This window comes from Flavobacterium sp. (assembly GCF_030146175.1).
Taxonomy (GTDB): Bacteria; Bacteroidota; Bacteroidia; order Flavobacteriales; family Flavobacteriaceae; genus Flavobacterium.
Window position 1 is genome coordinate 1 of the sequence record NZ_JASLCE010000025.1, and the last position, 13,255, is coordinate 13,255.

Below are 13,255 nucleotides of genomic sequence, written 5' to 3' on the forward strand. Positions count from 1 at the left end.
CCAATGCCTTACGATAGTAATGCAACCGGTTTGTGGAGCAATACCGCTACGTGGACAAATGGTACCACTCAGGATTTACCGTATTCACTATCAATCGTAGATGGTACGACATCCATTGACTGGAATATTGTACGAACGGCTCACGACGTAACATCCAGTGGTAATAAAACCATGTTAGGCTTCTTTGTAAACGCCAATACTGTTTTTGCAACCAACGATTCTAAAATCGAGGTAAGCCACTTTTTACGATTAAACGGTAAAATTGACCTGCAAGGCCGTTCCCAATTAGTACAAACCTTTAACTCCGATTTGGATCCAACCAGTTCGGGATCGATTGAACGCGATCAACAGGGACAATCCAATAAGTTTAATTACAACTACTGGTCGTCGCCGGTTGGAGCAATCAATGCGACAACCAACAACAACAATTATACGGTAAGCGGTATTTTACGAGACGGTACCAATCCTGCGGCTCCGGTAGCCATCAACTGGGTAAACGGTTATGACGGTTCGCCAACAACACCGATCAGCCTGGCGCGATACTGGATTTATAAATTCCAAAACCTTTCCGATTTGTATGCCAACTGGACACAAATATTCGAAACCGGTATATTGTCGCCTTCCAGCGGATTTACGTTAAAAGGAAGTGGCGCCGGAACGGCAACTCAGAATTATGTTTTTGTTGGAAAACCGAACAACGGACGTATTACCAATACCGTATCGCCAAACAACATCAATCTTAGCGGAAATCCATATGCTTCTGCTTTGGATGCCGAATTGTTTATTGCCGACAATGCAGCAGCAACTAACGGTTCCGTTTATTTCTGGGAACATTACCCAACCAATGCCACACATGTACTGCAACAATACCAGGGCGGTTATGCCACTCGTAATCTTGCCGGTGGAACCCCTCCTGTTTCGCCTCCGGGCATTAGCGGACAGGGATCCAGTTCTCGTGTTCCGGGGCGTTATATCCCGGTTGGACAAGGTTTCTTTATACATGCGAGTTTCCTGGGCGGAACAATTGTATTTGACAACAACCAAAGAGCTTTTGTAAAAGAAGATGCCGCCACGTCGAACGTAATGTTCCGTAACACCAATACCGCTGCAACGGCAATGCCGGCTTCGGATCATTTTAACAATAACGACAACGATCCGGTGGCGGTGACTTCAAACAGTAAAATACGTTTGGGCTTTACCTCACATACCGGTAACCATCGTCAGATCCTTTTGGCTTTTATGGGCAATCAGGCTTCAGATGGCTGGGATTACGGTTATGACGGTGTGGTAATCGACGACGATTTGCCACAGGATATGTTATTCCTGTTAGGAGACAAAAAACTGGTGATTCAGGGTGTGGGTCATTTTAATTCGAATTTGTTCTACCCGTTATACGTAAGAACAGACAACCCGGGTATTGTAAAATTCGAAATCGATGCTTTGGAAAATTTCAATCCGGATCAACCGATTTATATCTACGACAACACGACAGGACATTTTTACGACATTCATAATTCGCCATTGGAAATAGCTGTTCCGGCGGGTGAGAATCAAAAACGTTTCTCGCTTTGTTTCGAAATGAGAAAACTTTCGGTTACCGATAACGTACTTGAAAATGTTACTGTAGCCTACCTCCAGGGGACGAATCAGATTCGTATTAAAAACGACCTGAACGACACTGTAGTCGAACAAGTAAGCCTTTACAATGTTTTAGGACAACAAATCAGTTCGTGGCGTACCAACACTATGGAACAGACCGAAATTTTGTTGCCGGTACGCAATGTCAGCGTCGGAACGTACATTATAAAAGTCGACACCAATAAAGGTTCCATCAGTAGGAAAACCATCATTAAATAATAGAAAGGCCTCGCATTTGAGGCCTTTTTTTATCGCACTTTTAATTGTAAAAAAGTACCTTTGTACTCCATATCCCCTATTCGCATGAAAACCTATTTTATAATCCTCTTTTGCCTTTTTTCAATTACCCTGACACGGGCACAATTACAAGCCATTACCGATAAAACCGATTATCCGTTTTATATCAACCTGCCGGAACAGGAAGTGCTGGATCAAAAAGCACCGATTATTATTTTTCTACACGGCCGAAGTCTTTCGGGAACCAATCTTGAAAGAGTACGTCGTTATGGCGTATTAAAAGCGATCGAAAACGGTAAAAAAATTCCGGCTATCGTAGTAGCGCCACAACTGCATTCCGGGCCTTGGGATCCGGATAAAGTTTTAAACGTACTGGAATATGTTCAACAAAATTACAACACCGATCCGTCGCGCATATATGTCTGCGGAATGAGTCTTGGCGGATATGGAACCATGCATTTCGCCGGAAAATATGCCGATAAAATTACCGCGGCCGTGGCTATTTGTGGTGGTGGTAATGTAAACGACGCCTGTAAACTGGCTACGATTCCGCTATGGATTCAGCATGGAAACAAAGATTTTATTGTTCCGTTATCGGAATCCAAAAAAATTGTAAAAGCGATCAAAGCCTGTAAACCGGACGCCGATGTTACTTTTACGATTATTCCGGGTGGCAATCATAGTAATGTGGAAAATATATTCCGAAAAGATGCCGTTTATGACTGGATGTTAAAACAAGTTCGGAAATAACCTCAAATAAAAAAGGCTGTCATATGACAGCCTTTTTTATTTGAAATTTAGTTTGTCACACCTGACAGGTTTTTGAAACCTGTCAGGTGTTTTACATTACAGCATATTTTTTAACGCCTCAAGGCTTACTTTACTTTGTTCACCCGACGCCAGATCTTTTACCGCATATTCGTTATTCGCAATTTCTTCTGCGCCTACAATTACAGCATAGGGAATACCGCGTTTATCGGCATACTGAAACTGCTTTCCGATCTTCGCATTACTGGGATACAATTCTACTTTGATTCCCGCTTTACGCAATTGCCCGATTGCACGCATCGCATATAACGCTTCCGCATCTCCAAAATTCAGGAACAACGCACGTGAAGTTGCCGTTACCGTTTCCGGGAACAGGTTTAATTCTTCCAATACCAGATAGATCCGATCCAATCCGAAGGAAATTCCAACACCACTCATATTTTTCAATCCAAAAATACCGGTAAGATCATCATAACGACCACCGCCACCAATAGATCCCATACTTACGGTTTTAGGCGCCGATACTTCAAAAATAGCACCGGTATAATAATTTAATCCACGGGCCAGCGTTACATCCAGATCCAAAGCGGATTTATCCAAACCTAAAGCCGTTACATTTTCGCAGATAAATCGCAATTCTTCCACTCCTTTTAATCCTTCTTCGGAAGTCGCTAACAAATCGGATAATTTTTCGATCTTTTCGGAAATCGATCCGGTAAAATGGAACAACGGCTGAACTTTTGCGATGGCTTCCTCAGAAATCCCTTTTTCGAACATTTCCTTTTTCACGCCATCTTCGCCAATTTTATCCAGCTTATCCAACGCAACGGTAAAGTCGATTAATTTATCTTTCGCTCCAATCACTTCAGCGATACCCGACAATATCTTACGGTTATTGATTTTAATCGTTACGCCATCCAATCCCAAAGCCGAGAAAACACTGTCGTACAATTGTACCAATTCCACTTCCTGCCATAGCGAAGTCGATCCCACCACATCGGCATCACATTGGTAAAACTCTCTGAAACGACCTTTCTGAGGTTTATCCGCACGCCAAACCGGTTGAATCTGATAACGCTTAAACGGGAATTCAATTTCATTCTGATGTTGTACCACATAACGTGCAAACGGAACGGTCAAATCATAACGCAGGGCTTTTTCCGAAATCTGAGCCGTTAGTTTTAAACTGTCTTTCGTTTCCAGAAAAGCATCGTTGGCTTTAGCAAGAAAATCTCCGGAATTAAGAATTTTAAAAATCAGACGGTCGCCTTCTTCGCCGTATTTCCCCATAAGGGTTTCAGAATTTTCAAAAGACGGCGTTTCGATCGGTTGGAATCCAAATCGTTCAAAATTGGATTTGATCGTGCTGAATATATAATTTCGTTTTGCCACCTCTAACGGTGAAAAATCCCGGGTTCCTTTCGGTATACTTGGTTTCTGTGCCATTTTAGAATTGAAATTTGAATTGTAAAACATCGGAAAAACAGCAAATGCTTTCCGGTTTCCGTGTTTTGCAAATATCTTACTTTTTCAAATGATCTCCGTTCCCTTTTTAAAAAAAAGCGACACTTTTCGGGTTGTTTTATCGCTCATTAAAGATCCGGATAGTATTCTTACACTTTTTAACGGATGGTGTGTAACAAAATCTGTATTTTAGTGACAAATTAGCATGATGTTCGGACTATTCAGAGAAAATACAAAAATCGCCTTAGGTGCCATCAAAAGTCAGTTGTTGCGTACCATCCTTACGGTAATGATTATCGCAATCGGAATTACTGCACTGGTAGGAATCCTAACCGTGGTTTCCGCCCTTGAAAATACAATTGCAAAAGATTTCGCTTCGATGGGTGCGAATACCTTTTCCATTAGTCAGTACGATTTGTCTTCGCAGATCAACAACAACGATCCGAATCAGAAAATCAACCCGATTATCAGTTATCCGCAAGCCCGTGCTTTTCAGGAAAAATACAATTATCCGTTATCGACCACTTCGCTTTCGTTTACCGCAACCAGTAAAGCCGAAGTAAAATACGAATCTCAAAAAACCGATCCGGAAATCACCGTTGTGGGTGTCGATGAAAACTTCCTGCCGAACAAAGGACTGGAAACGACAAAAGGACGGAATTTCACCGGTTTTGATATCAAAAACAACAACTTTGTCTGCATTTTGGGTTCCGATTTTGAAAAAGGACTTTTTAAAGACACCAATGCAATCGACAAAACGATTTCCATTCGCGGTGCCCGTTTTAAAGTGATTGGCGTATTAAAAGAAAAAGGATCCACTTTTGGAAACAGTCAGGATTTAAGGGTACTAATCCCGAATCAGATTGCCCGTTCGCTCTTTTCCACACCAAATATCAATTACGACTTAAGTGTTATGATCGGTCAGAAAGAAATGATTGATCAGGCAGTTGACGATGCGATTATTACCATGCGTAAAATCCGCAAACAAAACCCGGTGGAAGAAAGCAACTTTGGAATCGAACGCAGTGATGATCTGATCAATACTTTATTATCGAATACGCAATTTTTAGGTTATATCGCATGGGGTGTTGGAGTGATTACCATTTTTGGTTCGTCTATCGCTTTGATGAACATCATGTTGGTATCGGTTACGGAAAGAACCCGCGAAATCGGCGTTCGTAAATCACTCGGTGCCAAAAAAAGCACGATTGCATGGCAATTTTTTACCGAAACGCTTGTCATCGGTCAATTGGGTGGACTGGTTGGTATCCTACTCGGAATTTCCGTAGGTTTTCTGATATCGGTTGCCATCAAGTTTAGCTTTGTCGTCCCATGGATGGCTATTTTTGCCGCTTTTGCCACAACCTTTATTGTCGCAATCGTTTCCGGATTGTATCCGGCGATCAAAGCGTCGCAACTGGATCCGGTAGAAGCTTTGCGCTACGAATAAGAACCCCAAACGGCTTTGGTCATCCGATCGTTTTCGTAAATATCTTTGCGGAGTTCAATTTGGGCAAACGTATGGGTTTCCAGTAAATTTTGCATTTCCGGTCCGAGATATTGGTTGATTTCAAAAAACAAGAATCCGTTGCGATTCAGGTTTTTTGTCGCCAGTTCGGTTATTTTACGGTAAAACAATAACGGATCGTGATCCTCCACAAACAAAGCGAGATGTGGTTCAAATTCCAGTACGTTTTTCGAAATTTCCTGTTTTTCCAGATTGCGTACATACGGCGGATTCGACACAATAATATCGAACATTTCCGGCAGAATCGTTGTTTCCAGAATATCTTTATGCCAGAAGGTCACCGGTGCGTCCAACTGTCGGGCGTTTCTTCGGGCAACTTCCAGTGCTTTTTCCGACACATCGATTGCATATACTTCGGCTTCCGGCAGATTTTTGGCCAGTGAAACCGCAATACAACCGCTTCCGGTTCCGATATCCAATATCCTTATTTTCCGATCCCTGGGTAATCCGGATACCGAATTCAGAATCCACTCGACCAGCTCTTCCGTTTCCGGCCGTGGAATCAGGACATTTTCGTTGACATAAAACGACAGTCCGAAAAATTCGGTTTCTTCAAAAATATACTGAATCGGTTTTTGTTCTTTTAACTGATGCAATACGGTTTCCCATTGCAACAATTGCATTCCATCCAGTTCGAAACCGGGTTGCAAAGCCAGATCGAGGCGTTTCATCTGGTGAAAGGCTTCCAGCGTGATATAAAAAAAACTATCGATTTCCTGTTCGTCGTAAATCGATACTAATTCGGTTTTAAAATAATCGCGGTATTCTTTTAACAGCATCTTATAAATCTTTGATCATCCAAATTGGACATGAACTGTGTCCCGTATTTCCCAACGGCGCGTCCAAATAATAAAATCCGGTTCTTTCGTATAATTTTCGGGCGGCTTCCATATTGGGCAGCGTTTCCAGATAGCATTGCGCAAATCCGAGCGCTTTTGCCTGTTCGAGGCATTTTTCCATCATCGCGGCGCCCAATCCCAATCCTCTGGATTCCGGAAGGAAATACATTTTTTGCAATTCGCAGATCGCTGCCGATCCATTTGCCAAAGGCGCAATTCCGGCCGTTCCGATAATTTTTCCGTTTACCAAAGCTACAAAATAAACCGAACGCGGTACCGCATAGGTTTCAAACATACAATCCAAAGCGCTATCGGCATAGGCTGTACCCACTTTTGGGACATCATGCTCCACTAAAACATTCCGGATTAGTGCTGCCACCGTAGCATTATCACTTTTTTTTATGGCTCGTATTTCGATTGTATTCATTTTTTGAGTAACTTATTTTTTGCAGATTAGTCTACAGGAATTACATTTGCCTGTTGCAAATCGTAGCGAATGTAAGCAGCTTGGCTGACAGTTCATAAATATTTACAAAAAAATTATAACATCAACAGGACATTTTCTTGAAAACGCACGAACACTATATCAACCGATGTATCGAATTGGCCCGAAACGGACTGGGGACGACCTATCCGAATCCGCTGGTAGGCAGTGTCATTGTGCACAACGGTACAATTATCGGAGAAGGCTGGCATCAAAAAGCCGGTGAAGCCCATGCGGAAGTCAACGCCGTAAATTCGGTGCAGGACAAATCGCTATTATCGGAAGCCACTATTTACGTAAGCCTGGAACCGTGTAGCCATTTTGGAAAAACACCACCATGCTGCGATTTGATCATTCATAATAAGATCCCAAATGTTGTAGTGGGTACGGTCGATCCGTTTGCCAAAGTCGCCGGAAACGGTATCCGAAAACTGGTGGAAGCCGGAAAAAATGTTACGGTGGGTATATTGGAAGACGATTGCAACGAACTGAACAAACGCTTTTTTACGTTCCATCAGGAAAAACGACCGTATATTATTCTGAAATGGGCCGAAAGTCAGGACGGCTATATTGCACCTTTGCATAAAGACGAACAAAAACCGGTTTGGATTTCGAATACCTATTCCCGTCAGTTGGTACACAAATGGCGTGGCGAGGAACAGGCCATTCTGGTTGGGACGCAAACGGTTATAGACGACAATCCGAACTTAAATACAAGGGATTGGTCCGGTAACGATCCGATCCGCATCGTACTAGACAGAACAGGACGGATCCCAGACAATGCTGCCGTAAAAGACGGGTCTGTAAAGACCATCATCTTTACTGAGGCTGAAAATATGCAAAATACCGCTTCCCTTTTTTTTGAAAATTGTATCTTTGATACTAAACTTCCCCATACGATCATGGCTACTCTTTACCGGCACGATATTCAGTCGTTGCTGATAGAAGGCGGCCGACAAACATTACAGTTGTTTATTGATGCCGGATTATGGGATGAAGCACGTGTTTTTAAAGGCGCTATAATGCTAAACGAAGGTGTAAAAGCACCGGTTATAAAAGGTACGGTGAGTAACCGACAGCAAATTATGAACGACGAACTTCTAATTTTCAGACACCATGATTGATACTATTATATTCGACTTTGGTAATGTTTTTATCAACCTGGCCGAAGAAGCCCCTTTCGAACATATGCGAAAAGCCGGGCTGGTTTGCTGGAACGAAGATCTGGACAACCTAAACAAACGCTATGAAAAAGGAAAAATAAAAGAATCCGATTTTTTTGGCGGGTTACAAAAATACATCCCCAACAAAAGCCTGATCGAGATCCGCGATGCCTGGAATGCCATTTTGCTGGATTTCCCTTTATACCGACTGGAGTTTTTACAGAAATTATCGTCCAAATACCGGTTATTTCTATTGAGCAATACCGACGCCACCCATATTGAAAAGTTTGAAAACAAGGTCGGAGAAACATTTAGCCGCGAGTTTTATCAATGCTTCGAAAAAGTCTATTTTTCATTCGAAATCGGCCTTAGAAAGCCCGATCCCGAGATCTTCAACTATATCATCAACAAACATGAATTATCCCCTAAAAGGACCCTTTTTGTAGACGACAACAAGCACAACACCGATGTGGCCGCCAATTTAGGTCTTAACATCTGGAACTTACAGGTAGGCAAAGAAGATGTCGTTGATTTGCTGGATAAAAACTGGTAATTTTTAGCATTGGAAAAAGATACATACAAAACCCTGGCCACTCCTTCGGAAGCGGTTCTCTACAAAGAAAAAAACAGTAAATTTTTTGGTTATGCCTTTCCGATCACTTCGGAAGACGACGTCAAACTCTTATTGGAGGATCTCAAAAAGCAGCATCATTCGGCGCGCCATTGGTGTTATGCCTTTCAAACCGGTACCAATAAGATCTATTTTCGCGCCAACGACGACGGCGAACCCAACAACTCGGCCGGAATGCCTATCTACGGACAAATACAGTCCTTTGATGTAACCAATGTACTGGTTGTTGTCGTTCGTTATTTTGGTGGCGTTAAACTTGGTGTTGGCGGATTGATCTCTGCTTATAAAACAGCCGCGCAAATGGCACTGGAAGTTTCAGACATTATCGAACAAACGATAGACATTCATTACCTAATCCGTTTTGATTATAAAAACATGAACAAAGTCATGCGGGTCATTAAAGAAAAAAACCTGGACATTATTGATCAACAAATGGAGATGAGTTGTCAGATTGAGATTGCTACGCGAAAAAAAAATGCCGAAATGATTTTCGACATTTTTTCGAATCTTTATGAGGTTGAAATTCTCGAAAAAGAATAAGTTTTTTAATTTTCAACAAAGGCGGTTAACTTTTCCGTAACATACGCCGGAGGCAGGGTTGGCCTTCCCGTTTTCATATCCACAAACACCAAAACGGAGTTCCCGGTTGTTAATAACTCCCCTCCTTCATTGTAGATTTCGTAGTCAAATTCGATCTTCACAGAGGTCTGACTTTTAAAGATTGTTTTCACCGTTAGCAGATCGTCATAACGGGCCGGTTTTCGGTAATTCATACTTAGCGAAACCACCGGAAGCATGATCCCGTTTTCTTCCATCCATTTATAAGAAAGTCCCAGATTTCTAAGCCATTCCACGCGTCCCATCTCAAAATACTGCGCATAATTCCCGTGATAAACGACTCCCATTTGGTCCGTTTCGGCATAACGGACACGAACCTGAAATTGATATTCTTTCATATTAATTTTTTGTTAATTTATTTTAAAAAGATTTTTAAATGTACTTACAATTTTTTTTTCATAAAATCAATATGACTTATATTTTTTTTTTGGAAAAATTGTCCACATATTTGTCTCTCCAATTTCAGCGAAAGTGTCTTACTTTTGCTTTTTGCATTCAACATAAAAAAAACGTTAATTATGCCCGAATATATGAATAAAACTGCGCAATCGGTATGGGATAACTGTCTATCGTTCATAAAAGACAATATCCAGGACCAAGCATATAAAACATGGTTTGAGCCAATCAAAGCTGTTGAGCTTACTGATAACGCATTATATATTCAGGTACCTAGTAAATTTTTCTATGAATGGTTGGAGGAGCATTACGTAAAATTACTGAAAGTTGCCCTGACAAAAGAACTTGGTGCGAGCGCAAAGTTACTTTATAAAATCAAAATGGAAAACACTTATGGCAACAAACAACCGTTTACGGAACAATTGCCAAGTGTTAGTCGTCCGCAGGTAAAACCACAGGAAGTTGACGTACCGATTCAGAATAAAAACCCGGAGCTTAAAAATCCGTTTATTATCCCGGGAATCCGAAATGTAAAAATCGAATCCCAGTTAAACTCCAATTACAGCTTTGATAATTTCTTGGAAGGAGAATCCAACCGTTTGGCACGTTCTGCCGGAATGGCGGTTGCCAACAAACCCGGAGGAACCTCTTTTAATCCACTATTGCTTTTTGGTGGTGTTGGATTAGGAAAAACACACCTTGCTCATGCTATTGGTGTTGAAATCAAAGAAAAACATCCGGAAAAAACCGTGTTATACATTTCAGCAGAAGTATTTACACAACAATATATTGATTCCGTTAAAAAGAACACCCGTAACGACTTTATCCATTTTTACCAATTAATTGACGTATTGATCATTGATGACGTACAATTCTTATCCGGTAAAGCAGGAACACAAGACGTATTTTTCCATATTTTCAACTATTTACACCAAAATGGTAAACAGGTAATCCTGACTTCCGACAAAGCACCGGTAGATATGCAGGATATCGAACAGCGTTTGCTTTCGCGTTTTAAATGGGGACTTTCGGCCGAAATCCAACAACCGGATTACGACACCCGAACCGCCATCCTAAAAAACATCCTGTACCGTGACGGAGTTGAAATGCCGGACGAAATCGTAGAATATGTAGCCAAAAACATCAAAACCAACGTACGGGAACTCGAAGGTGCTATTATTTCATTAATCGCACAATCGTCATTTAACAAACGGGAAGTAACGACCGAACTGGCCAAACAGGTTGTGGAAAAATTCGTAAAAAATGTAAAACGCGAAGTTTCCATCGATTATATTCAAAAAGTTGTATCCGACTATTTCCAGTTGGATATCGAAACATTACAATCCAAGACCAGAAAACGTGACGTCGTTCAGGCACGACAGCTGGCTATGTTTTTTGCTAAAAAATTCACCAAGGCTTCTTTAGCCAATATCGGATCACAAATTGGCGACAGAGACCACGCGACCGTATTACACGCTTGCAAAACGGTTGACAATCTGGTTGCTACCGACAAACAATTTAAAAAATACGTAGACGATATACACAAAAAGTTATCCCTATAACCCATGCCTACAAAAATCCTAATGGTTTGCCTGGGGAACATTTGCCGATCCCCTTTAGCTGAGGGAATCTTAAAAAAAAGACTCCCAGCAGATGCTTTTGAGGTCGATTCTGCCGGAACCGGAGGATGGCATGCCGGTGAACATCCGGACAAACGTTCGATTCTTACAGCTAAAAACCACGGAATTGATATTTCCAATCAACGAGCCAGACAATTCAAACTGGTCGATTTCCAGGATTTTGACTATATTTTCGCCATGGATAATAACAATTATAAGGACATTATCCGACTGGCACCGGACGAAGCTTCCAAAAATAAAGTCCGACTTATCTTAAACGAATTATATCCCGGCGAGAATATTTCGGTTCCCGATCCTTATTATGGCGGACAAACCGGTTTTGAACAGGTTTTTAACCTACTTGACAAAGCCTGCGATATTCTTGCATACAAATTAAAAACACATCATCTATGAAAGCGGCTACTTCTTATGGCAAACTGTATCTCATCCCTACGACTCTGGGCGAAATGAACCCGGAAGATGTTTTGCCGCAAACCATAAAAAGAAGTATCGATTTTATAGATCATTACATCGTTGAAAACGAAAAGACAGCCCGTCGTTTTATTAAAAGCGTTTATCCCGAAAAAAAACAGCCGGAATTAAAAATTTCCGTACTGAACAAGCATACCGAAATCTCGGAACACCATGCTTTTATCCAGCCACTTTTAGAAGGTCAGCATATCGGATTGATGAGTGAAGCCGGTTGTCCCGGTGTAGCCGATCCCGGCGCTGCAATTGTAAAACTGGCGCATGAAAAAGGGATTCAGGTGGTACCACTTGTTGGCCCTTCTTCCATTTTACTAGCCATTATGGCTTCCGGAATGAATGGACAGAGTTTTGCCTTTAACGGCTACCTCCCTATTGATAAATCGGAGAAAAAACAGGCGTTGAAGAATTTCGAAAAGCTGTCATCCGACAAAAACCAGTCACAGCTTTTTATCGAAACACCGTATCGAAACAACAAACTTTTTGAAGATTTACTGCAGACTTTACAACCCGGTACACACCTGTGCATCGCCTGCGACATTACGTTACCAACCGAATTTATCAAAACCCGAACGGTTAACGAATGGAAAAAAAATAAGGCCGATTTACACAATCGACCTTGTATTTTTATTATTCATAAAATGAATTAATTCATTTTAACCTTTGCATTGGGATTTGCCACAATGTTTGAGGTATCATACCCTCCGAATTTTCTAAGGTAACTTTTTAACGAAGTTCCGAAACCATCGGTAAACCCGTTATTACCATTGCTTTTAAGAAAGCTTTTCACCGAACCTGCGCCACCTAAGTGTGCCGCAGCAAGGATACCCGATTCGGTTATTTTCACACCTTTAATCACTTTTCCTTCATAACGGTCGATTTCCTTACGGAGCTCCCATTTATTTCGCGCTAAAAGTGCTTTAAAGGCTTTTTCCTGCATTCTTGGGTTTTTTAGAAACCCAGCAACATCATAAATACCAACCGTTCTTAAAGTGCTCTTTCCGAACTGGTATTTTCCCATATAACCAAACGGATTCACCAGGTTATATAATCCGAGCGATTCTTTAATAGCGATCGCCTGCTTAAAACCTACGTATGATTTACCGGTAAATGGGAAATTAAAAAATACTTTGCTGGTTTCTTCTTCGGTGGGAACTAAATACGTGATTACTTCATCATCCTCAATATGGAATCCTTCTAACTTTTCTACTTCGAAGACTTTAAATCCCGAACTGATTAAGGTGATTAGGAGTATCAATCCTAAAAAGTACGTCCATTTTTTTATCATAAATTTTGATTTCTCAAGCCCTGTCACCATCTTGAAATTTCCGTTTGCAAATATAAGATAATTTTTATAAACCTGAAAATCAAGCTGTTAAAGTTA

14 protein-coding genes are annotated in these 13,255 nt (G+C 41.3%); 9 read left to right on the forward strand and 5 right to left on the reverse strand.

The window, feature by feature from the left end:
• Together Q1R07_RS02935 and Q1R07_RS02940 are read left to right on the forward strand one after the other, a co-directional pair.
• Positions 1 to 1,857: T9SS type A sorting domain-containing protein (locus Q1R07_RS02935; RefSeq protein ID WP_300485844.1), on the forward strand; the 1,857-nt coding region annotated here is incomplete at its 5' end.
• Between the two features lie 84 nt (positions 1,858 to 1,941).
• The gene (locus tag Q1R07_RS02940; RefSeq protein ID WP_300485846.1) at positions 1,942 to 2,625 is read left to right on the forward strand and encodes a prolyl oligopeptidase family serine peptidase; all 684 of its coding nucleotides are present in this window, start codon (positions 1,942 to 1,944) and stop codon (positions 2,623 to 2,625) included.
• Between the two features lie 96 nt (positions 2,626 to 2,721).
• Here Q1R07_RS02940 and hisS read toward each other — a convergent pair whose 3' ends face one another.
• The gene (gene hisS, locus Q1R07_RS02945) at positions 2,722 to 4,089 is read right to left on the reverse strand and encodes a histidine--tRNA ligase (protein WP_300485848.1); all 1,368 of its coding nucleotides are present in this window, start codon (positions 4,087 to 4,089) and stop codon (positions 2,722 to 2,724) included.
• 226 nt (positions 4,090 to 4,315) lie between these two features.
• Here hisS and Q1R07_RS02950 point away from each other — a divergent pair, with 226 nt between their 5' ends.
• Positions 4,316 to 5,557, forward strand: coding sequence for an ABC transporter permease (locus tag Q1R07_RS02950; RefSeq protein WP_300485898.1), 1,242 nt, complete (start codon positions 4,316 to 4,318; stop codon positions 5,555 to 5,557).
• Here Q1R07_RS02950 and prmC read toward each other — a convergent pair.
• Both prmC and Q1R07_RS02960 read right to left on the reverse strand, forming a co-directional pair.
• Entirely contained in the window at positions 5,548 to 6,414 is an 867-nt protein-coding gene (prmC, locus tag Q1R07_RS02955; protein WP_300485849.1) for a peptide chain release factor N(5)-glutamine methyltransferase, read from the reverse strand. The genes Q1R07_RS02950 and prmC overlap by 10 nt on opposite strands.
• A 1-nt stretch (position 6,415) precedes the next feature.
• Entirely contained in the window at positions 6,416 to 6,901 is a 486-nt protein-coding gene (locus Q1R07_RS02960; RefSeq protein ID WP_300485850.1) for a GNAT family N-acetyltransferase, read from the reverse strand.
• Positions 6,902 to 7,038: 137 nt separating this feature from the next.
• On the opposite strand from Q1R07_RS02960, the gene ribD reads away from it, so the two are divergent.
• From ribD to Q1R07_RS02975, 3 genes are read left to right on the forward strand one after another with little or no spacing between them, the layout of a single operon-like run.
• On the forward strand, positions 7,039 to 8,082 hold the full coding sequence (gene ribD, locus Q1R07_RS02965; protein WP_300485851.1) for a bifunctional diaminohydroxyphosphoribosylaminopyrimidine deaminase/5-amino-6-(5-phosphoribosylamino)uracil reductase RibD: 1,044 nt from the start codon (positions 7,039 to 7,041) through the stop codon (positions 8,080 to 8,082).
• A complete protein-coding gene (locus tag Q1R07_RS02970; RefSeq protein WP_300485852.1) occupies positions 8,075 to 8,674 on the forward strand; it encodes an HAD family phosphatase in 600 nt (199 codons plus the stop codon). Before ribD ends, Q1R07_RS02970 begins: the two co-directional genes overlap by 8 nt.
• Before the next feature lie 9 nt (positions 8,675 to 8,683).
• Positions 8,684 to 9,292: a YigZ family protein gene (locus tag Q1R07_RS02975; RefSeq protein WP_300485853.1), complete on the forward strand. Its 609-nt coding sequence runs from the start codon at positions 8,684 to 8,686 to the stop codon at positions 9,290 to 9,292.
• 5 nt (positions 9,293 to 9,297) lie between these two features.
• Here the strand turns inward: Q1R07_RS02975 and Q1R07_RS02980 are convergent, their stop codons facing one another.
• Positions 9,298 to 9,708, reverse strand: coding sequence for a thioesterase family protein (locus Q1R07_RS02980; protein ID WP_300485855.1), 411 nt, complete (start codon positions 9,706 to 9,708; stop codon positions 9,298 to 9,300).
• 192 nt (positions 9,709 to 9,900) lie between these two features.
• Between Q1R07_RS02980 and dnaA the strand changes: the two genes are divergently transcribed.
• Genes dnaA through Q1R07_RS02995 form a run of 3 tightly spaced genes read left to right on the forward strand, consistent with a single transcriptional unit; the run spans position 9,901 to position 12,521 of the window.
• Entirely contained in the window at positions 9,901 to 11,328 is a 1,428-nt protein-coding gene (gene dnaA / locus Q1R07_RS02985) for a chromosomal replication initiator protein DnaA (protein WP_300485900.1), read from the forward strand.
• Positions 11,329 to 11,331: 3 nt separating this feature from the next.
• On the forward strand, positions 11,332 to 11,799 hold the full coding sequence (locus tag Q1R07_RS02990; RefSeq protein WP_300485857.1) for a low molecular weight protein-tyrosine-phosphatase: 468 nt from the start codon (positions 11,332 to 11,334) through the stop codon (positions 11,797 to 11,799).
• Entirely contained in the window at positions 11,796 to 12,521 is a 726-nt protein-coding gene (locus tag Q1R07_RS02995; RefSeq protein WP_300485859.1) for an SAM-dependent methyltransferase, read from the forward strand. The genes Q1R07_RS02990 and Q1R07_RS02995 overlap by 4 nt, the downstream gene beginning before the upstream one ends.
• On the opposite strand, the gene Q1R07_RS03000 is transcribed toward Q1R07_RS02995, so the two are convergent.
• On the reverse strand, positions 12,518 to 13,159 hold the full coding sequence (locus tag Q1R07_RS03000; protein ID WP_211089522.1) for a peptidoglycan-binding protein LysM: 642 nt from the start codon (positions 13,157 to 13,159) through the stop codon (positions 12,518 to 12,520). The two genes, Q1R07_RS02995 and Q1R07_RS03000, sit on opposite strands and share 4 nt — an antisense overlap.
• Positions 13,160 to 13,255 lie beyond the last annotated feature (96 nt).

What these genes read in the sequence shown, in the direction of transcription:
- Q1R07_RS02950 (WP_300485898.1), top strand. Translation starts at nt 4,316, where the DNA reads ATGTTCGGACTATTCAGAGAAAATACAAAAATCGCCTTAGGTGCCATC.
- Q1R07_RS02960 (WP_300485850.1), bottom strand. Translation starts at nt 6,901, where the DNA reads ATGAATACAATCGAAATACGAGCCATAAAAAAAAGTGATAATGCTACG.
- Q1R07_RS03000 (WP_211089522.1), bottom strand. Translation starts at nt 13,159, where the DNA reads ATGATAAAAAAATGGACGTACTTTTTAGGATTGATACTCCTAATCACC.
- Q1R07_RS02940 (WP_300485846.1), top strand. Translation starts at nt 1,942, where the DNA reads ATGAAAACCTATTTTATAATCCTCTTTTGCCTTTTTTCAATTACCCTG.
- dnaA (WP_300485900.1), top strand. Translation starts at nt 9,901, where the DNA reads ATGAATAAAACTGCGCAATCGGTATGGGATAACTGTCTATCGTTCATA.
- Q1R07_RS02980 (WP_300485855.1), bottom strand. Translation starts at nt 9,708, where the DNA reads ATGAAAGAATATCAATTTCAGGTTCGTGTCCGTTATGCCGAAACGGAC.
- prmC (WP_300485849.1), bottom strand. Translation starts at nt 6,414, where the DNA reads ATGCTGTTAAAAGAATACCGCGATTATTTTAAAACCGAATTAGTATCG.
- Q1R07_RS02970 (WP_300485852.1), top strand. Translation starts at nt 8,075, where the DNA reads ATGATTGATACTATTATATTCGACTTTGGTAATGTTTTTATCAACCTG.
- hisS (WP_300485848.1), bottom strand. Translation starts at nt 4,089, where the DNA reads ATGGCACAGAAACCAAGTATACCGAAAGGAACCCGGGATTTTTCACCG.
- Q1R07_RS02990 (WP_300485857.1), top strand. Translation starts at nt 11,332, where the DNA reads ATGCCTACAAAAATCCTAATGGTTTGCCTGGGGAACATTTGCCGATCC.
- Q1R07_RS02995 (WP_300485859.1), top strand. Translation starts at nt 11,796, where the DNA reads ATGAAAGCGGCTACTTCTTATGGCAAACTGTATCTCATCCCTACGACT.